Raw genomic sequence first — 19,315 nt, 5'->3', positions numbered from 1 at the left:
GCTAGGCGGAAGCTAAAGTTAAACTGAAGGGTACGGTATTGTCAATTTTCGCCCCTTGACTTTCCTCTAGGGAATGGGGGTAGAATATTTCCCCGTCTAGTTGACCCTCGGAGTCATCGTCATCCCCATCGCTGATATAAAGGCGCTCACAGGGGATGTTATCGGAAAGGATAGCACTGGCTATCATCCCCGTGTGAATCTCTAAGAAAGCATCCGCTAGGGTCTCAAATACTAAACGCTGTCCGGGGAAAACCACCCTTTCAAAATACCAGTTAGCAATATTGGTGATGCGAACAATTTGAATATGACTGGTCGCATTGACATAACAACAAAGAATACTATTTTTCTTGCCGTTGGGGAGGGGATCGAGAATTTGTGCCATAGCAATCGGGGTGATCTTAAAGTGGGTTTGTCATCGCTCCTTCACCGTAACATCCTTTGATCCCCGATAGTTGTAAAGATGATTACATTACTCTGATAAAAATCTACCGATAGCTTTTTCTGGTGATAGAAAGCGGTTTTTATTAAAAAATCATTAAATTTAACTAATGCCTAGTTTTGGCTATTTGTCAAGGGGGGAACTGGGGTTTTTTGCTGTTTTTCTTGATTTTTTGCGGGGCTATTTATCGCTCAATTTTGTTAACGGTTTCAGGATTATAAAAACCGAGGTAATTTTTGTCAAGTTAGATACCGCTTGCTCATGGTCTCCTCCATCTGGTTGACTAAAAAGGGTCGGCCTGTGGTTAGACTGATAAGTTTTACAGTGCTGGGGATAATAATCCCTCGATTGTTCGGGGTTTCTCGGCAAATTTCCCCGGAGAATCCCCGTCTTTTGCAAGCGGGGAGATGTCAACTCATCCATACTTGGGACTCTATCAATCGATTTTCCCGGCCGAAGCAGTATTAACTATAAACCTGCTAAAACCTCTTTAGCGGCGGCCAAAGTCCGTTCGATATCGGCCTCTGTGTGAGCTAAGGAAGTAAAACCAGCTTCAAACTGGGAAGGAGCTAGATAAACGCCTCTTTCCAACATTCCCCGGTGAAAACGACCAAATTTAGCCACATCGGCCTTTTTGGCATCTTCATAATTATGCACAGGGGTGCCAGTAAAAAACATCCCGAACATGGCACTGATATGACCCCCAGAAACGCTATGACCAGCATCTCTAGCCACTTTCAGCAGCCCTTCAGTTAAGGATTTAGTCACTTTATCGAGATATTCGTAGGTGCCGGGGCGCTGGAGTAACTCGAGGGTTTTAATTCCCGCCGTCATGGCCAAAGGGTTGCCGGATAAGGTTCCCGCTTGGTACATTGGACCGGCCGGAGCCACCATCGCCATAATATCGGCCCGACCGCCGTAGGCCCCCACCGGCAGCCCACCGCCGATAACTTTGCCCAGGGTGGTTAAATCGGGGGTGATGCCGAATTTTTCCTGAGCGCCACCGTAGGCGATGCGGAATCCGGTCATTACCTCATCAAACATTAATAGAGCCCCGTATTCTTTGGTTAATTCCCGCAATCCCTCTAAAAAGCCGGCATCCGGCACGATAAAGCCGGCATTACCCACCACTGGCTCTAAAATCACCCCAGCGATAGAGTCGGGATTTTCGACAAAGAGGGCTTTTACCGCTTCCAGGTCATTGTAGGGGGCGGTTAAAGTGTTGTTAGTGGTGGTTTTGGGAACCCCCGGCGAGTCGGGTAGGCCCAGGGTGGCTACACCAGAGCCGGCTTTAACCAGGAACATATCGGCGTGACCGTGGTAACAGCCCTCGAATTTGATGATTTTATCCCGGCCGGTAAAAGCCCGCATTAAGCGCAGGACGGACATACAGGCTTCGGTGCCAGAATTGACAAAACGCACCATTTCAATGCTGGGAACAGCATCAATCACCATTTCAGCGAGAATATTTTCTTGGACACAGGGAGCGCCGAAACTGGTCCCTTTATCTAGGGACTCGTGTAGGGCGGCAATCACTTCGGGATGGGCATGACCACAGATAGCCGGCCCCCAAGTTCCCACATAGTCGATGTATTCGTTACCGTCCACGTCGCGAATATAGGCCCCTTTGACGCTTTCAAAAACGATGGGTTGCCCACCGACGGATTTAAAGGCCCGCACGGGGGAACTTACACCCCCCGGCATTAATTTTTGAGCGGCTGTAAAGATTTCTTTCGATTTTGTTGTTTGATACGAAGATGTGCTAACCAATCCTGTCTCCTTGTCTATTTGAGTCTATCGATTCCGGGGAATGCCCGGAGTTTTGTTTTGTTAACTTCCTGCTGCTTGTTCCATTTTAAAGATCACCAGCCTACATTTTACGCAATTTTTTCCCAAAGAAAGATGCTGGTCGGCTCAAGTCTCGCTATTCTTAACTTGTAGCTTGATGGTTAACAGTTGATGTAATTGGCTGAGAAGGGGCGAAAATTTCACTTTTGACAATTTTTCCACAATCTTTTCAGAATGGCCAGAAAAACCTAGCAATGGGCGAAGTTATTGCTATTGATAGATTTTAGCCCGGAAAGAGCGATCAAAAAAAGCTCAGGTTTTCCACAGATTTTCCACAGGGGAATTCTTGCTATTATTTTTTAGCGTACAAAAAAACTATTCCTGCTATGAAATTTACCAGTAGTCAAAGCGAACTCAACAGCAATTTATCCCTAGTTAGTCGGGCCGTTGCCAGTCGTCCTACCCATCCGGTGTTGGGAAATGTTCTCTTTTGTGCCGATGAGGAAAAGGGCGAAATTAGCCTGACTGCTTTTGATTTGAGTTTAGGGATTCGCACCAGTTTTCGGGCCGAAGTGGTGGAAGGGGGCAAAATTACCCTGCCGGCAAAATTGCTTAACGATATTGTCTCTCGTTTGGGAGAGGGGGAAATCACCATCTCTGTGGAAGAAAACGAGAATGATGAGGAGCATAGTCTCGCTTTCCTGAAAACCGCCTCGGCACAGTTCCAAATTCGCGGCATGAAGGCCGATGAGTTCCCAGAATTGCCCACGGTGGCCGATGGAGAAATTGTTAATTTACCTATAGTTGCCTTGACAGAGGGACTAAAAGGTGCATTGTTTGCCGCTAGTGGCGATGAAACTAAACAGGTGTTGACGGGGGTACATTTAACTAAAACCGTCGATTGTCTAGAATTTGCCGCTACAGACGGTCATCGTTTAGCGGTGGTACAAACTCCCCTAGAGGAGGTGGAAAGTGCCTCTGGTGGCTTTAATGTCACCATTCCGGCCCGGGCCCTGCGAGAATTGGAAAGAATGATGTCAACAAAACAAAATATCGAGACTATTACTCTGCACGTGGATGATTCTCAAGTCATCTTTGAAATGGGGGAACAGAGGTTAACCAGTCGTAAGTTAGAAGGGGCCTATCCCACTTATAATCAGTTAATTCCTAAATCCTTCGAGCGTTCTTTGGTTTTAGACCGCAAACAGTTAATCCGTTGTTTGGAATTAGTGGCGGTTTTATCGGACCAAAAGAATAATTTAGTCAAGTTTAGTCTCGATAGCGAAAATGACCGTTTATCCCTAGCGGTGGAATCTCCTGATTTAGGTAGCGCCAAAGAGTCCATGGCGGCGGAAATTCAGGGAGAAAGTGGCGATATTGCCTTTAATGTTAAATATTTGATGGACGGTTTGAAGGCTTTACCCAATAATGATATCCAAATGCAGTTAAATGCTAGTACCCAACCGGTTATTTTTACCCCCTTGGGAGGTTTAAAGATGACCTATTTGGTGATGCCGGTACAAATTCGTCAGTAATTTTTCTCTAGAAGCGATTATCAATAGCTTGTCTAACAATTAGGGGTTGTTAGTCCCAACCCCTAAAAATGCTAATTAAAAGGTATCGCGAGAATCTGGAAAAGGAAAACGAGTGCGATAACTTTATCCTTCGGATTATAGCGATAATCCGATTTTGCTTTCGAGAGTGATCACAAGTTATACTAAATCCGTTGAGTAACGCACAGAAAACGGGTTTCTCGGAGAAACCCGTTTTCTACTCATGCAAGTCTTATGAATTATGTTTTTTTTTTGCAGGTATTGTCTGAAATTTATCCCTAAAAAAGGAAAAGTTGACAAAATCGATTTTAAAAAACTGTTTTTTCGATTGGTTAGTACCCAGAACTGACATTTAACCCCAAAAACCCCAGGGCAAGCGCATCTTAACAATCCTTGACAAAATGAACTTTGTGTGAGTTGCTTACCCAGAGGACGATTCAGGAATATTTGAGGAGAATTTGCCATCTCAATTGTTAAGCAAAAATCGACCAAATGTTAAGATTTCGTAACTATTCTGATTGACTGGTATCACCTGAAATACCCACGCGGACCACAAAATTGGCCAATTGTCAATAGCTTTTGAGATGCTCTCACCCTGCAAAAAACCCATAAATTTCTAACAATGTCAGCATAAAAGAGTTAATATATTAAGAGATCGCCTGTACGACATTATTACCTTTCTCTACCCGCACGACAGACTTATGGTTAAAGTTAATCTGGATGCTTTAATTCCGCGAGAAGACTTTGAAATCAAAGCCAGCACTAAAGCAATTAAGAAAATAGAGTCTATCGCTATTAGGGATATTACACCTGATTCATTTTTTTTTCCCGCTGTTCGTAAGCCCGACTTTCAAAGAGAGACGAATGAATGGGATGAAGAACGAGTATGTCAGTTTATTAAAAGTTTCGTAGAAGGTGATTTGATCCCAGCTATTATTTTATGGCGTAGTGAAAGTGGATTAATTTTTGTTATAGATGGCAGTCATCGATTAAGTTCATTGATAGCGTGGGTAAATGATGACTACGGAGATGGTTTAATATCAAAGCCTTTTTATAATGGTATTGTTCCTGATGAACAATTAAATATAGCCGATAGAACCAGAAAACTGATCGATAAAAAAGTTGGATCGTATCAGAACTTCAAACTAGCTTTAGAAAACCCAGATAAAGTTAGGGATGATATTGTCAATAATGCTAGAGAGCTAGGAGTATTAGCCATTCAGCTTCAATGGGTTGAAGGAAATTCAGAAAAAGCTGAAGATTCTTTTTTTAAAATAAATCAACAATCTACTCCGCTTGATACAACTGAAATTAAGCTGTTGAGATCCAGAAGAAAGCCAAACAGTATTGCAACACGAGCAATTATAAATAGTGGAACGGGGCATAAATATTGGTCAAGCTTTTCTAAGGAAAAGCAGTGTCAAGTACAAGAACTGGCTAAAGAGATTAACAATATACTATTTAAACCACCTCTACAAACTCCTATTAAAACTTTAGATTTGCCAGTGTGCGGAAAGCTATACTCTAATGAAACCTTATCCATGATTCTCACTTTTGTTAATATTGCCAATCATGTTGAAGATGAAAATCCAAATATTGAGAATGATGAAACAGGAGAAACAACGATAAATTTTTTGAAACAAGCTAAAAAAGTTGCTCAACGGTTTAATAGTAATCATCCTTCGTCTCTTGGCTTACATCCGTTACTGTATTGTTATTCTCGATCCGGAAGATACCGTACGGTTTCTTTTCTCGCAACTGTTTATTTTGTTATCAAGCTAGTAGAAACAAAGCATTTAAATGGCTTCATAAATATCCGAGCAGAATTTGAGCAATTTTTATTTGACTATAATTACTTAGTTTCCCAAATCATGAGCAAATATCGCTCTGTTCAAAAAAGCTATAGACCTATTGCTGAGTTTTGGTTGAAAATTGTTGAAGGTTTAAAGAGTAATAAAAAAATAGATTTTATTCTAGAAGATATTGTAAATAATAATTTTAATTACTTAAAAATCGGATATAGCCATGATTTGCCAACTTCAACATCAGCAGTATCACAAAATTTTAGTCAAGACCAAAAGAGTGAAATTTTTATCTTGGAAACATTTTCACAAGCTCCGCGTTGTCAAATTTGCAACGGACTGATTCACTGTAACTCTATTTCCATCGATCATAAAAAACGCAAACGAGATGGAGGTTCGGCAAATGTAGATAATGGACAAGTTACCCATCCTTATTGTAATACAGGCTATAAAAACTAACTTTATTTAACGAAAATCGAGAATTACAATCATGACGAATAATATCCTCGATCGCATTAATCTCAACGACTTAGGAAAACGACTCAAACAAGCGAGAGAACAGCGCGGCATGACGCAAGAAGCGGCGGCAAAAATTATCGAGGTGGCGCGGACAACCCTAGTCGCGATTGAAAAAGGGGAGCGCCGTCTCAAATCCTCAGAATTAGTAAAACTCGCTCGCACTTACGGTAAAAATGTTAGTGATTTTCTTGTCTTAACCCCTCCGATTGAATCTTTCGAGGTACAATTTCGTTCCGCTTCTCGTCGTGGTGAAGCGGAAAAAACGGAAATACAGTCTGTGATCTTGCGCTTCCAAGAATTCTGTCAAAATTACCTTGAATTAGAAGAACTAATGAAGTCGCCTTTACCCCGTAACTATCCCCCCGAATATCATCTAGATGATACTTTTCCCATTAATATTATCGCCGAAAGTATCGCCAATGCCGAAAGACAACGATTAGGTTTAGGAGATAAACCGATTTCGCTATTACGAGATATTTTAGAGCAAGAAGTGGGAATCAGAATTTTTTATCTGCCCATGCCTTCCCAATCGAAATGCTCAGAAATGTACAGTTACAATGAAACCATAGGAGCTTGTATCGCAATTAACGCTAATCACCCGCGAGAACGTCAACTGTGGTCATTAGCCCACGGTTATCTACATTTTTTAGCCCATCGTTATCAACCCGTGATTGATTATCTCGATGAATATCAAAGAATGCCTAAAAGTGAACAATTGGCGGAAGCTTTTCCGAAATATTTTCTCATGCCCACCAGTAGCTTACTGAAACGTTATAATGACATTAAACGATCACAAGGTAAATTTACTCCTACCCATTTAATTACCTTAGCTCATTACTACGGTGTTTCGATACAAGCACTATGCTATCGATTGGAAGAAATGCAATTGCTGCCATCGGGTACTTATAACAGATTAAAGGATAGTGGATTTAAAATCCGAAAAGCGCAACAGGAACTAGGCTTAGAAAATAATCCTAATAGATCCTACGATTTAACTCCTACTCATTATCAACATTTAGCGATCGAGGCTTACAATCGAGAACTAATTACTGAAGGTGCTTTCGCTCATTTTTTAGGTGTTGATCGCCTAGAAGCTCGTCGGCTCGCCGAGATATTGCGTGAACCATCACAGGAATTAACCGAAGACTACAGAGATATTGATTTAACTAAAATCAAATAAGTAGGGGAGAGGCTATTAACCTTATGCTGAAGCGATCCTCCCCTATTGTTTTCGATGCCTGTTGTGTTTTTAATCTGATAGCTTCTGGTTGTTTTTTAGAAATCATTACGGCTATTCCCACTCAAATTACAATAGCGCAAACAGTTTGGGAAGAGGAATTGATTAACTTCGATCGCTTTGAAGAAAGTGACAGACTCCAGCTAGATGAATCGGTTAAAAACAAAATCATCCAAATTGTTGATTTTGAATCCGAATCAGAAACTGATCTTTTTGTCAATTATGTCGCTATTTTAAAAGATGATGGAGAGTCGGCAAGCGGAGCGATCGCTATTTCCAGAGGCTGGGCAATTGCGACGGATGACAAACAGGCAACGAACTTATTTCGACGGGAAAAACCAAACCTAGAAATCCTCTCGACTCCGGAAATTCTGCAATATTGGGCGGAAAAAAATAAGATTAGCGATCAAGATTTGAAAAACGTTCTCAAATCGGTTCGAGTCAAAGGACGATATTCACCCCCGCGAGAACATCCTCTGGCGAATTGGTGGGCGAGCATTACCCAGAATTAGAAAAATACTGGTATAACTGGTCAAATTTTTAGATAATTTTCCAAAAACACTCGATTTTATCCCGAACTCTGGTTAATTAGGGCTTGCTGAATAATGGTAAAACCCTTTTAAAATAAGGCTTTTGACCTGTTAAAATCCGATGTTCATGCTGCGAAAATCGGATTGGGACCATCAAAAACCTTGCATTATCCTTCTTATAGTACAAAATTGGCACAAAAAGAGAGGGCAAAAAAGCCTGAAACTCCCGACGACCGGCTACTGACGACCGGCTACTGACTCCTAACCCCACCAACAAACTTTTTCAGCAGACCCTAATTAATACCAATTATCCATCGACCGGAAAATTGAGGCATCGGGGAACACAGTGGGATTACCACTAGCGTCGATTTTTTGCCGTAATTCTCGCAATTGTTGATTGCCGATGAGAAAATCACTTTCTACTAATTGATAGGGCAGTACATTATTATTTAAAGCATACACTGCCGTGATGCCGGCAGCTACCCCGGAAGACCACTCGAAGGAATGGACACGATAGGCGGCTGCGGCAATATGACTGAGAGCGATACTTTTACCCGCTATCAGTAAATTATCGATTTTTTGGGGAATTATAGCCCTTAAAGGGATCTCGAAGGGGTAAGCTTGGCCCTGTCCCTGTCTTTCTCCTGCTTTTTCTGTATTACCCGGTTTTTCGGGGGGATGTTCCGTCATGCAGGGATGAAAATCAATCGCATAGTGGCCGATACCGACGGAATCGGGGTAAATAGTCGATCGCTTGCGTTTAACGGCCTGATCGGGGGATAATGTGCCATCAAGTACGGAAAATCCCTCTAATCCTGCCAAGGTGGCAATTAAGCGCCGATATTCTGCCGGGGAAAGATTTTGACGATAGAAATCGCTTTGAAAATTTTGTCGGGAAATATCGATTTCTGTGACGGTAAAACCAGTGGGGAAAGTCAGGGAAGGACGACCGATAATCCGTCTTGCTTCCCGAATATAGGGATATTTTGACAAACCGTGGGCAGTTCCCATGGGAGAATCAAAACCAGACAGATAACGGTTATTCAAATGGGGAACTTTTACCCCGTCCCCTAACTGGGAATCGGTGATCCCTTCTACTAACCAATAATAGTAGGAAATGGCGTGTTCTTCGCCCCTTGCGAGGGTTTCTGTGCGTAATCCTCCCATCCATCCCCCGGGAGATAACTGTCCTAACTCTTGCAACTGTTCACGGGTGTAGATAAAGTTATCCTTTGCAGTCCCCGGACGATAATCATTTCCCCAAGTCCAATTCTGCATGGAGATATCCCCCGGGACGGGTTCGGTAAAAGTAATTCCCCCAAAGGTTTTCTCTTTACCCAGTTGTGGACTCCAGATACGACGATAGGTGAAAACTAGGTCAAAATCGGCTAATCGCGGCAATTCATAGCTAAAATAGGGGGCATAGCGTTCGTAATAAACGGGTTTCTTGTGGGTTTGGGGTTTTTCTGTTTCCTCCATGGCGAAGGTATAGGTAAAGCCTTGGGTACAGTAGGGGTCGCCAGTGACACTAGAGGAAGAAGGTTCGAGATAACTGCGCTTATCGACCCCTAAACGGTAGGGAATATCTGATAATCCGATGATTTCTCCGGTTTCGGTCGCTTCAATCACATACCAATCTGCTAATTGATTCGGTTGGGAGGATTTGGAGACAAAACGGAGGATTTTTTTATCAAAACGGGGAGAATTTTCGTAGCGATAGATATCCTCCATTTTTTGCGATAAAAACTCGGTATTTAGGGGAGGAGTACCTTTTGCGGGACTATGTTGAATGGCAATTACACTGGTAATCTGTTGACCGGTGCCGCGATTGGGTAAAGTTTCAATATTTAATTCTTTGACTACCGTGGAGGGAAACCATTTCAGGGTTCCTTTGCCTTTTTTGGCAGCGTCTTCTAACTGTTGAAATAATAATTTATGTCCATCAAAAGGGAAAAAACAAGACCCACTTACCCAACATTCTCCAGGGTTTTGTTTGCCGTAATGCTTTCTAATTCTTTCCCTAAATTCTAGATAACCTTTCGGGAAAAATAATTTTTCTCTTTGTGTGCGTCTTTCATCTAATGCGGAGGTTCCCTGAGAAGATATCTGTCCCCCCACCCAGTCAGTAATCTCGGTTAAACAGACGGTTTTTCCTAATAATAAGGCTTCGTAGGCTGCACCGGCACCGGCTAAACCACCACCCACCACCAGAATATCACAGCCGACGGTTTGATCCGGTTCTCGCGGGGGGGCCGCTAGGGTAAGGGGAGTGAAAGCTTGTAGGAGAAATAATCCCAGAGAGAGGGATTTGAGGGGAGTAAAGTGATGATTGAAAATTTTAGGGGACATTATTGACAAATATCAATGTTGTGGCTGAGAGTTTCCTCTTTATTTGAAGAAGAAGCCAGAGCATCTGTTCCTGAAATCCTAATTGTTTTTTTTGGGATATATTGAGAACTTTGTAGCTTGATGCTGGCCTTTGAGAGATTATACACCTTCAAGCTGACAATCGATCGCTTTTCTGGAAATGTCTTGACAAAATAGAGATATCCTGATTGTGTCTCATTCCCTTTGTTATTCCCTGTCATCCTTCTTAGGTTAAATTCAAAACAAACCCAGGTAAGACATCTTCCCCGGATAAAATCGCAGGCAAATTAATAATTTCCACACCGCTATTTAGTCGGTAGATTTCCACCTGCTGCTGTTGAGGATTAATCAACCAACCCAAACGTAAACCACTGGCTAAATATTCGCGCATCTTTTCGCGTAAAGAGGTTAAGGAATCGCTACGAGAACGTAATTCAATCACAAAATCGGGACATAAAGGTGGGAACTTTTCTCGCTCTTCTGCGCTCAAAGCTTCCCATCTTTCCCGTTTTATCCAAGCAACATCAGGAGAACGATATCCTCCTTTTGGTAAACGAAAAATTGTCGAAGAACTAAAGACTTTACCAGAATTACTTTGACGATTCCAAATCGTTACATCAGCAATTAAATCAGCTTCTCGATTACCACTATTTCCACCCACGGGAGGCATAATTAATAATTCTCCTTTTTGATTACGTTCTAAATTCCATGTTTGATTGTCCTGACAGAGATGATAAAATTGTTCATCGGTCAGATTAACTGTCTCGATATTTAACACTACAGTTTCCATAATCACTTCTACTTTTTGCTACTTTATACACTATAACTCATAGCAGTTATCTTAATGGTGAGGTGGGAAGTCTCTGGTTTTAGGGAACGCCAGAACTGCTGTATCAGTTATCAGTTCAGGGAAAAATATGTGTAATTAATTCTGTCTGGGTACTCAATCCTTCTTAGGTTAAATGCAAAACAAATCCGGGTAAGACATCTTCCCCAGATAAAGTAGCAGGTAAATTAATAATTTCCACACCATCATTTAGTCGGTAGATTTCCACCTGCTGCTGTTGCGGATTAATCAACCAACCCAAACGTAAACCACTGGCTAAATATTCGCGCATCTTTTCGCGTAAAGAGGTTAAGGAATCAGTACGAGAACGTAATTCAATCACAAAATCGGGACATAAAGGGGGGAACTTTTCTCGCTCTTCTGCGCTTAAAGCTTCCCATCTCTCCCGTTTTATCCAAGCAACATCAGGAGAACGATAGCCTCCCTTTGGTAAACGAAAAATTGTCGAAGAACTAAACACCTCACCAAGTTGAGTTTGCTCGTTCCATACCCCCACTTTAACAATCAAATTAGCTTCTTGTTTACCAGTATTTCCACCCACGGGAGGCATAATTAATAATTCTCCTTTCTGATTACGTTCTAAATTCCATGTTTGATTGTCCTGACAGAGATGATAAAATTGTTCATCAGTCAAATTAACTGTCTCTAGATTTAACACTACAGTTTCCATCGCTTCTCCTTCTTGCTACTTTATAAGAATGGCTATATCATTGGGTGCATCTCAAGCTATTTAGCTAATTGACTCTCTAAAAATTCTGGCCAATTGGGGTTAGTAGTGTCTAGGGAAATTAGATAGGGTTGTTCTTTTTCATTAAAAGGTTCTGTTTGCTCAATTTGGGCATTTACAACCTCGATAGTAGCATCAGAAATATCGCCTTTTCTAGCGGCAATCCGTTGTTTTAAAACTTCTATAGGTGCGTGACAATGGACAATATGAAAAGGAATCTGTAAATTTTGGGCATAGGTTAATAAGGGTTCTCGCCAAGCATATTTATCGTAGCGTGCATCGAGAATAACTGGATAACCTAAAGCTATTAAAATTCTGGCTAATTCCGCCAGTCTAGCGAAGGTTTTTTGACTCATTTCGAGACTATATATATCTAGACTTCCTGTTTGATTTAAGTCAATTCCAGCCAAATGTTTGCGAACTGCATCGGAACGAATCTGAATAGCATTAAGATTTTTAGCAATTACTTTCCCTATGGTACTTTTACCCGATGCAGAAAATCCCGACATCAGAATTAATCTCGGTTTCTGCGGTTGGGTGTACTGCCAAGCTAATTGATAATAATCCTGTGCATTGGCTTTAATTTTCTCGGAAAAAGTCTCACCATCAAGCAGAAAACTATTGACTTTTGCCCTCACATAAGCTTGTCTAGTCAGGTAGAGAGGCAAGACTTTTAAACCCTCCCAGTCGGCGGTTTGTTCTAAATAAGTATTGACAAATAAATTAGCGAAATCTTCTCTCCCCCTAGCGGTTAAATCCATGGCTGTAAAAGCAAGATCATACATGACATCAACGAAGCGAAAAGATTCATTAAATTCTATGCGGTCAAATAATTGTATTTCTCCCTGCCACTGACAGATATTATTTAAATGTAAGTCGCCGTGACATTCACGAATCATCCCTTTTATTTGTCTTTCCTCTAACCAATCTTGGTGTTTTGCGAAGAATTTATCTGTATAAGCTTTTGTTTCATCGTATTGTTTTTGGGTTTGGACAAAATTAATATATTTCTCGGTTTGTTGGTAGTTTTCATCAAAAGCTTGTTTAACAATTTCCAAATTGCCAAACTGAGTAATATAGGAATTAGTCAGAGCTTGCCGATGAAATTGTGCCACCTTTTCAGCCAAAGACTCGATCGCTTTTTCCGTTAGTTCTCCCCGTTCAAAAATTTTACTCAGTAAACATTCTTGGGGAAACTGATTCATTTTTAAAATGTATTCGATCACCTTTCCTTTGCCATTTAAACTTATGCTACCCTGTTCTTCATTAATTGACAAAACTTCCCGATAGATATTGGCGGCTATTTTTTTATTTAACTCTAGTTCCTGTTCTAGATAATATTTTCTCTTTTCTAAAGTGGAGAAATCCAAAAAATTATAATTAACTGGTTTCTTGACTTTATAGGCATAATCTCCCGTCAAGAAGATAATTGAAGCATGGGTTTGAATAATTTCAACGGGAATTTTTACTGCATGAGGATAAAAGTCGGGATTTTTTAATTCTTCGATTAATCGGTTGCTATCCATAGGGAGAACTCCTCGGGGGTACATCTCATTTTTGAAACTGACTAAGTGAGAATTTTTAAAGGGAAAATCTCTGCTAAAATTGGGCGTTATTTCTGATTTTATCACTTAATCTTGGACTCTTGGGGGATTCTACCCCCCACCGTGGGGAAGTGGCAAGTAGAGTTCTTGCATAATTAATTTTCGAGAGTGCAAAAATGAGAAAAATAGACATAAAATTGCATAAAATCTCTAAATAGAGCATTTAATTGATTAATGCTCATTCTTAATTCTGCTGACTCCTGACTACTGGCTCCTGACTCCTCACCTAAGGTCAGATTTTTGATTTTTGCAAGAGGTCTAGGGGCAAGTGGGATGCTGCCGGGGGTTGTTCATACATTTGTACTGGTTTGAGGATGACCGATAATTGCCGATTGTCGGTCAGCTGTTGACTAGCTAAATTACTCGTTCAGACTGCCTGGGAGCGGGGTCAGCTTGAAGCGAAGGAATTGGGGGTACAGTTAGTTTTAGATAATTTTGATGCCGGCTATTCCTTCTTAAGTTATATTGATAAATATCCCCTCGACAGTTTGAAGATCGATCGAACCTTTATCTAATCTTTACCGTAAAAAACCGAGCATTTAGCCATGTTATCGACTATAATCGGCCTAGAACAGAATTGGAAGAAGTACAAGGATTTTGGTTGACTCAGCCTTAAAACCAGAAGATGTGACGCAATTCCTGTTAAGTAGCTGTTCCGAATCACACCTAACACTTTATTGAGAAAATAAATTAAGTTAAAGACGAATAAGCCATGACTTTTGAGGGAGCATATTAACTTATATTTTGTCGAGGCACCGAAAAAATGATTAATGGTTCATCCAATTCCCGTTATCTCCTCATTGTGGAAGATCCGCAAGGGAGAAGAACAATTACCCTAGAAGACGTAAAATATTCTCTCGGCCGTAAGTCCGATAATCAAATTGTTCTTCGCTCTAAACACGCGTCTCGCTATCATGCGACTTTAATTAAAAAGAGTATTGATCGCCAAAATTTTTCCTATTGGATTCTGGATGGGGATTTAGAGGGAAATAAAAGTCATAATGGTCTTTATGTTAATGGTGCTAAATGCTTAGTTCATGAATTAAAAGATGGGGATTTAATTAACTTTGGTTGTGAGATAAATGCCAGTTTTCATTTAATAGCTAATCAAGAAAGAATAGAGCAAGCACCTGTTAAAAGTTTGGGACAGTTAAGAGTTGATCTGACGGAAAATGAAGCCAATTATAGCCAGAATAACTTCCACGCCAAAAGTACCTTAATTCTCCATCATTCCCCATCCCAGACTATTAGTTTTGATCACAGGACTCAAGACGAATCTTTCCTCGATGATCTCACGGATTTGCCTAACCATTCTCTCTTTAATGAATATCTGTCAAATGCTATTAATAATGCCCAGAAAACTAATCAACTGCTCGGTCTGTTATTAGTGGACGTAGAGGGGCTAAGGAATGTCAACAATCGACTAGGTTATCGACTGGGAGATAAGCTCTTAAAAATCGTCAGTGAACGGTTAAGAAAAAATTTGCGATCAGGGGATATCGTCGCTCGTTGGGGAGGGGACGAATTTATTATACTGCTGCCACAAATTAATAATGCTAATGATCTGGAAAAAGTTAGTCAAAGAATTATTAAAAACCTAGAAAAGAATTACGAAATCGAAAATCACTCCCTAGCCGTGCGATTAAATTTAGGTTCAGTTATCTGTCCCTCCGTCGGCACAGATAGAAAAGTAATTTTACAGAAACTGGAGGAAAATTTAGTAGCGGTCAAGAATAATATCAATAATAACTCCAGGATAGAGTCAGTTAATGTTCAACCTAAAAACCCTCGTAGTTCTAAAGTTGAATATTTTCTCTATCAGGCCATCAGAAATAATGAATTAGCTCTTTACTATCAACCGCAAGTTAATATTACTCAGGGACAAGTGGAAGGGTTAGAGGTATTATTGCGCTGGTTACACCCTCAATTCGGATTAATCGCTCCCCATCGTTTCTTACCCTTAGTCGAAGAAAGCGAGTTAATCTTTGAGCTTAATCGTTGGGTACTGAAAAATGCCTGTCAACAGGCACAAATATGGCAGCAGCGGGGATTATTATACACTCCCCTCTCGATCAATCTCTCCCCACACCAATTGCGGGATCCCCAGTTGCTCACCATCCTCAAAGAAGTCTTGACTGAAAGCAAAATCGGGCCTTTCTTTCTGGAGATGGAAATAACCGAGACAAGTTTACTGGAAAATAGCCGCGAAACCAGTCGAATTCTTGGGGATTTGCAGAAATTGGGTATTAGTATCACCCTCGATGATTTTGGCAGCGGTTACGCATCGATCGCCTATCTCGGTCAATTTCCCGTGAAAAAACTGAAAATAGAGCAATCTTTAACGAAAAACCTGACTAATAATCCCCAAGATACCCGTTTTATCGCGTCATTGTTGGCGATAGCGAAAGGTTTTAACTTAATAGCGATCGCCAAGGGAGTAGAAACCCAGCAACAATTAGAAATCCTGCAAGAATTAGGTTGTGAGAGAATGCAAGGCAATCGCATCAGTGGTCCCCTAGCAGCGGAGGAAATGACTAAATTTCTCCACATCCACCGCACCCTCTCAGTAATCAGTGATCAGTGATCAGTTAGCAGTTATCAGATATGGGTTTTCAGTAAGGAGGAGTAAATAGGGTTTGCGGCAAAAAGCTTTTCCTAGGGGCAGGGTGTGGGGTGTGGGGTTTTACCCATTTTCAGGTGGTCAATTACCTAATTTTCAGGGAAAAATTACCTGAATTTTCCCCCCAATCACTCCAATGGTCGGCACTTTTTCAGGGAAAAAAAGTCTAAAAGCCTTATCCAACAAGGTTTTTAGATTTATTCAGCAATCCCTACTTAACAGTGCTGTCCTTTCACTGATCACTGTTTACTGATAACTGATAACTGATAACTGATTTTGGTCACTGATTCTGGTATGATCTGAACAGAGAATCTAGTATTAAATACCTACTCATTCTAGCGTGGGGCTCTTGCCAAACCTGTCAGCAGCAGAAATTTCTGGCGGCGGGGTACTGCTGGATCCAGAGTCAGGTTTAATTACCGAAAAATTGGGTTTAAAGCCCCGCCCTTTTAGGGGGACTTGATATGATGTATGATATCAAGAATAGCGGGCAGGGTAAGCAACCGCTTAAAAAACCCAGTCATCAACCGATGAACGCACCTTGAAAACTAGAGTTATGGGGTTCTATAGGGGAATGCTCCTATAGGTAAAAGCTCTCAGCGTCAAGTACCAAAGAAACCAATTATTTTAGAGGTTTTGAACTGTATCGTAGGGCATACGAGAACAGGCTTCTGTAAGGTCGCGAAAGTCTGAGGAGAGAACCACCTCTGGGTTGGATTTCGCCAGGAATCTAATTCAAGTGGACTCGTTGAGCCAGAAATTCTCAGCAGTGATGCGAGAAGAATCCACGTCCGTTTACGGCGTGGGGTATGTCAAATACTATAGGGTTAACAATTAGTTGTGTATTTAGAGGGAAACTATGGCCAATAAGCCGGAACGCGTGGTTCTAATCGGTGTAGCTGGGGACTCCGGTTGTGGGAAATCTACTTTTTTACGTCGTTTGACCGATTTATTCGGGGCCGAGTTTATGACAGTGATCTGTTTAGATGACTACCATTGCCTCGATCGCAAACAGAGAAAAGAGGTGGGTGTCACCGCACTCAATCCGAAAGCGAATAACTTTGACCTAATGTATGAGCAGATTAAAGCTCTCAAGGGAGGTCAAGCCATTAATAAACCTATTTATAATCATGAAACGGGGATGATCGATCCCCCCGAAATCATCGAACCGAATAAGGTAATCGTGATCGAGGGACTACACCCCTTATATGATGAACGAGTCCGGTCTCTATTAGATTTCAGCGTTTATCTCGATATTAGCGATGAAGTCAAAGTTAACTGGAAAATTCAACGGGATATGGCCGAGCGCGGTCACACCTATGATGATGTGATGGCGGCCATTAATTCTAGAAAACCCGATTTCAGTGCCTATATCGATCCCCAAAGACAGTACGCTGACGTGGTGATTCAAGTGCTGCCCACCAAATTACTTGAAGATCACGAAAGTAAATTACTGCGAGTCCGTTTAATCCAGAAAGAAGGGGTAGAAAACTTTGAACCCGCTTATCTGTTTGATGAAGGTTCCACCATCGATTGGCGGCCCTGTGGTCGTAAATTGACCTGCACTTATCCCGGTATTAAACTCTACTATGGTCCAGATGGCTTCTTGGGCAATGAAGTGTCGATTCTGGAACTAGATGGTCAATTCGATAACCTAGAAGAAATGATCTACATCGAAAGCCATTTGAGCAAAACTGGCACTAAATACTACGGTGAAATGACGGAATTACTGCTCAAACACAAGGATTATCCCGGTTCCACCAATGGTACGGGTTTATTCCAAGTATTGGTCGGTCTCAAAATGCGTGAAACCTACGAAAAACTAATGGCAGCCGAAGCAAAAGTGGTGGCCCAAGTCTAGTTTTTGGTTTTGAGCGAGCCGGCATCCTACCCGGGTAGGATGCCGTTTTTTTTAATCTACTAATCCCGATCGCAGGGCCAGCACTGCCGCTTGAGTCCGATCATCCACAGAGAGTTTATTTAAGAGATTGCGGACATGGGTTTTCACCGTGCCGATGGTGATATAGAGTCGCTCGGCAATCTCGGCATTACTACAACCGGCGACAATCAGATCGAGAATTTCTAGCTCTCGTTCCGTTAGGGGCGCATTTTCCAATAATTGACGATATTCTGGGTCAAGGCCGTGAATTACCACTGTTTTCGACCCGGTAGCCACACCGACGGCAAAATTTTGGCGCACTTGTTGCAGAACCACATCTGCGATCGCAGGATCGATACAAGGATTGCCCTCGTGGGTGGAATAAATCGCCTCGACTAATTTATCGATGCTAATATCCTTCATACAGTAGGAATCAGCCCCAGCACCAAAAGCCGCTAAAATCAGGTCTGGGGTTTTGTGCATGGTTAGCATAAGGATTTTCGTGGCCAGGGGGTCTTCGCCCCAATTTTGTTTGAAGCGTCGCACTAACTCGATCCCATCGATCATGGGTAAACCTATATCGATGATCGCCACATCGGGTTTAGTCTCCTCTAGCAGTTTCAGTCCCTGTAATCCACTGATCGCTTCCCCTACCACTTGAATACCTTCCCGATGCTGGAGAGCCACCACTAAGCCCATGCGGGTTAAATCGTGATCTTCTACAACGATAACCCGCACTTTATCCATATTTTTTGACCAGTTTCGCCGAATTAGGCGATGATTGGATAATTTTGGCTGTTCGATTATTAGAGCCGCTCCTTAACATTGACTTCACTCCCTTCTTCCTTCTCTGAATTCCGCTTTCTTATTCTTCATTCGGCAATCCCCTTTTTCCGGTTGATTTTATTGATACTTACTAAAAGCAGAGATGGCAAATATACTTAGCCTCCCCTAAAATATACTCAAATCTACCCAAATCACCCAGAATTTTCTACTTTAATTATTCCTTTATAATATCATTCAAATCTCGATTATGCAAGGATTTGGCTTTTCTGGTTTCTGTGTGGAAACGAGGCCTATACTGATAGTTTATTTATTCACAACATAGCCCTAAAAGTCTTTCCCAGTAAACATTTCAGAATTTGATCGGCAAAAAATATCACACAGAACCTAGAAGAGCCAAGATAATTTTAAGAAGAATATAAGTAGGTAGGCACAATTATTTGTAGGATGGGTTAGCGGTAGCATAACCCATGCGGGCGTTGGGTTTCATGCTTCAACCCAACCTACGTTTATTTTATATTTAATTCCACCCACCTACTTATCTTTGAGATGCTTGGATTTTCCTAGAATAGAACCAAGCTCTGGTTTAATTAATTTTTTAGCCTATTGGGACTTAGGCA

Annotated in this window: 14 protein-coding genes; 7 read left to right on the top strand and 7 right to left on the bottom strand. The window is 41.5% G+C overall.

From position 1 onward, the window contains the following. Position 1: 1 nt before the first annotated feature. Both MICAI_RS08170 and hemL read right to left on the bottom strand, forming a co-directional pair. Positions 2-382, bottom strand: a complete 381-nt coding sequence (locus MICAI_RS08170) for a DUF1830 domain-containing protein (protein WP_008200251.1) — start codon at positions 380-382, stop codon at positions 2-4. Positions 383-907: 525 nt separating this feature from the next. Continuing rightward, positions 908-2,209, bottom strand: a complete 1,302-nt coding sequence (gene hemL, locus MICAI_RS08160) for a glutamate-1-semialdehyde 2,1-aminomutase (RefSeq protein ID WP_039899836.1) — start codon at positions 2,207-2,209, stop codon at positions 908-910. A gap of 404 nt (positions 2,210-2,613) precedes the next feature. Between hemL and dnaN the strand changes: the two genes are divergently transcribed. From dnaN to MICAI_RS08140, 4 genes are all read left to right on the top strand, one after another. Then, complete coding sequence (gene dnaN / locus MICAI_RS08155) at positions 2,614-3,762, top strand: DNA polymerase III subunit beta (protein ID WP_008200247.1); 1,149 nt, start codon at positions 2,614-2,616, stop codon at positions 3,760-3,762. A gap of 719 nt (positions 3,763-4,481) precedes the next feature. After that, the gene (locus MICAI_RS08150) at positions 4,482-6,041 is read left to right on the top strand and encodes a GmrSD restriction endonuclease domain-containing protein (RefSeq protein WP_008200245.1); all 1,560 of its coding nucleotides are present in this window, start codon (positions 4,482-4,484) and stop codon (positions 6,039-6,041) included. A gap of 31 nt (positions 6,042-6,072) precedes the next feature. After that, on the top strand, positions 6,073-7,281 hold the full coding sequence (locus MICAI_RS08145; RefSeq protein WP_008200242.1) for an XRE family transcriptional regulator: 1,209 nt from the start codon (positions 6,073-6,075) through the stop codon (positions 7,279-7,281). A 23-nt stretch (positions 7,282-7,304) separates the two neighbouring features. Beyond that, positions 7,305-7,850, top strand: coding sequence for a hypothetical protein (locus MICAI_RS08140; protein WP_008200241.1), 546 nt, complete (start codon positions 7,305-7,307; stop codon positions 7,848-7,850). A 315-nt stretch (positions 7,851-8,165) separates the two neighbouring features. On the opposite strand, the gene MICAI_RS08135 is transcribed toward MICAI_RS08140, so the two are convergent. The 4 genes from MICAI_RS08135 to MICAI_RS08115 all read right to left on the bottom strand — a co-directional run bounded on the left by MICAI_RS08135 (position 8,166) and on the right by MICAI_RS08115 (position 13,335). Further along, positions 8,166-10,217 carry an FAD-dependent oxidoreductase gene (locus tag MICAI_RS08135; RefSeq protein WP_008200239.1) on the bottom strand — a complete coding sequence of 684 codons (2,052 nt, stop codon included), beginning with the start codon at positions 10,215-10,217 and terminating at the stop codon, positions 8,166-8,168. 244 nt (positions 10,218-10,461) lie between these two features. Further along, positions 10,462-11,025 carry a Uma2 family endonuclease gene (locus MICAI_RS08125; protein ID WP_008200236.1) on the bottom strand — a complete coding sequence of 188 codons (564 nt, stop codon included), beginning with the start codon at positions 11,023-11,025 and terminating at the stop codon, positions 10,462-10,464. A 163-nt stretch (positions 11,026-11,188) separates the two neighbouring features. Beyond that, positions 11,189-11,752 (bottom strand): Uma2 family endonuclease, encoded by a 564-nt coding sequence (locus MICAI_RS08120; RefSeq protein WP_008200234.1) that lies wholly within the window; start codon positions 11,750-11,752, stop codon positions 11,189-11,191. Between the two features lie 56 nt (positions 11,753-11,808). Then, positions 11,809-13,335 (bottom strand): bifunctional aminoglycoside phosphotransferase/ATP-binding protein, encoded by a 1,527-nt coding sequence (locus MICAI_RS08115; protein ID WP_008200232.1) that lies wholly within the window; start codon positions 13,333-13,335, stop codon positions 11,809-11,811. A gap of 485 nt (positions 13,336-13,820) precedes the next feature. Between MICAI_RS08115 and MICAI_RS27805 the strand changes: the two genes are divergently transcribed. From MICAI_RS27805 to MICAI_RS08105, 3 genes are all read left to right on the top strand, one after another. Further along, positions 13,821-13,928 (top strand): EAL domain-containing protein, encoded by a 108-nt coding sequence (locus MICAI_RS27805; protein ID WP_071989022.1) that lies wholly within the window; start codon positions 13,821-13,823, stop codon positions 13,926-13,928. Between the two features lie 248 nt (positions 13,929-14,176). Next, on the top strand, positions 14,177-15,997 hold the full coding sequence (locus tag MICAI_RS08110) for an EAL domain-containing protein (protein WP_008200231.1): 1,821 nt from the start codon (positions 14,177-14,179) through the stop codon (positions 15,995-15,997). 895 nt (positions 15,998-16,892) lie between these two features. Continuing rightward, positions 16,893-17,894 (top strand): phosphoribulokinase, encoded by a 1,002-nt coding sequence (locus MICAI_RS08105; RefSeq protein WP_002750016.1) that lies wholly within the window; start codon positions 16,893-16,895, stop codon positions 17,892-17,894. Positions 17,895-17,945: 51 nt separating this feature from the next. On the opposite strand, the gene MICAI_RS08100 is transcribed toward MICAI_RS08105, so the two are convergent. Beyond that, on the bottom strand, positions 17,946-18,659 hold the full coding sequence (locus MICAI_RS08100) for a response regulator (protein WP_008200225.1): 714 nt from the start codon (positions 18,657-18,659) through the stop codon (positions 17,946-17,948). Positions 18,660-19,315 lie beyond the last annotated feature (656 nt).

The sequence above is a fragment of the Microcystis sp. T1-4 genome, assembly GCF_000297435.1.
Classification (GTDB): domain Bacteria; phylum Cyanobacteriota; class Cyanobacteriia; order Cyanobacteriales; family Microcystaceae; genus Microcystis.
This window is presented reverse-complemented; position numbering and strand designations above follow the sequence as displayed.

What these genes read in the sequence shown, in the direction of transcription:
- MICAI_RS08115 (WP_008200232.1), bottom strand. Translation starts at nt 13,335, where the DNA reads ATGGATAGCAACCGATTAATCGAAGAATTAAAAAATCCCGACTTTTAT.
- MICAI_RS08170 (WP_008200251.1), bottom strand. Translation starts at nt 382, where the DNA reads ATGGCACAAATTCTCGATCCCCTCCCCAACGGCAAGAAAAATAGTATT.
- MICAI_RS08120 (WP_008200234.1), bottom strand. Translation starts at nt 11,752, where the DNA reads ATGGAAACTGTAGTGTTAAATCTAGAGACAGTTAATTTGACTGATGAA.
- MICAI_RS08125 (WP_008200236.1), bottom strand. Translation starts at nt 11,025, where the DNA reads ATGGAAACTGTAGTGTTAAATATCGAGACAGTTAATCTGACCGATGAA.
- MICAI_RS08140 (WP_008200241.1), top strand. Translation starts at nt 7,305, where the DNA reads ATGCTGAAGCGATCCTCCCCTATTGTTTTCGATGCCTGTTGTGTTTTT.
- MICAI_RS08105 (WP_002750016.1), top strand. Translation starts at nt 16,893, where the DNA reads ATGGCCAATAAGCCGGAACGCGTGGTTCTAATCGGTGTAGCTGGGGAC.
- MICAI_RS08145 (WP_008200242.1), top strand. Translation starts at nt 6,073, where the DNA reads ATGACGAATAATATCCTCGATCGCATTAATCTCAACGACTTAGGAAAA.
- dnaN (WP_008200247.1), top strand. Translation starts at nt 2,614, where the DNA reads ATGAAATTTACCAGTAGTCAAAGCGAACTCAACAGCAATTTATCCCTA.
- MICAI_RS08135 (WP_008200239.1), bottom strand. Translation starts at nt 10,217, where the DNA reads ATGTCCCCTAAAATTTTCAATCATCACTTTACTCCCCTCAAATCCCTC.
- MICAI_RS08150 (WP_008200245.1), top strand. Translation starts at nt 4,482, where the DNA reads ATGGTTAAAGTTAATCTGGATGCTTTAATTCCGCGAGAAGACTTTGAA.
- MICAI_RS08100 (WP_008200225.1), bottom strand. Translation starts at nt 18,659, where the DNA reads ATGGATAAAGTGCGGGTTATCGTTGTAGAAGATCACGATTTAACCCGC.
- MICAI_RS08110 (WP_008200231.1), top strand. Translation starts at nt 14,177, where the DNA reads ATGATTAATGGTTCATCCAATTCCCGTTATCTCCTCATTGTGGAAGAT.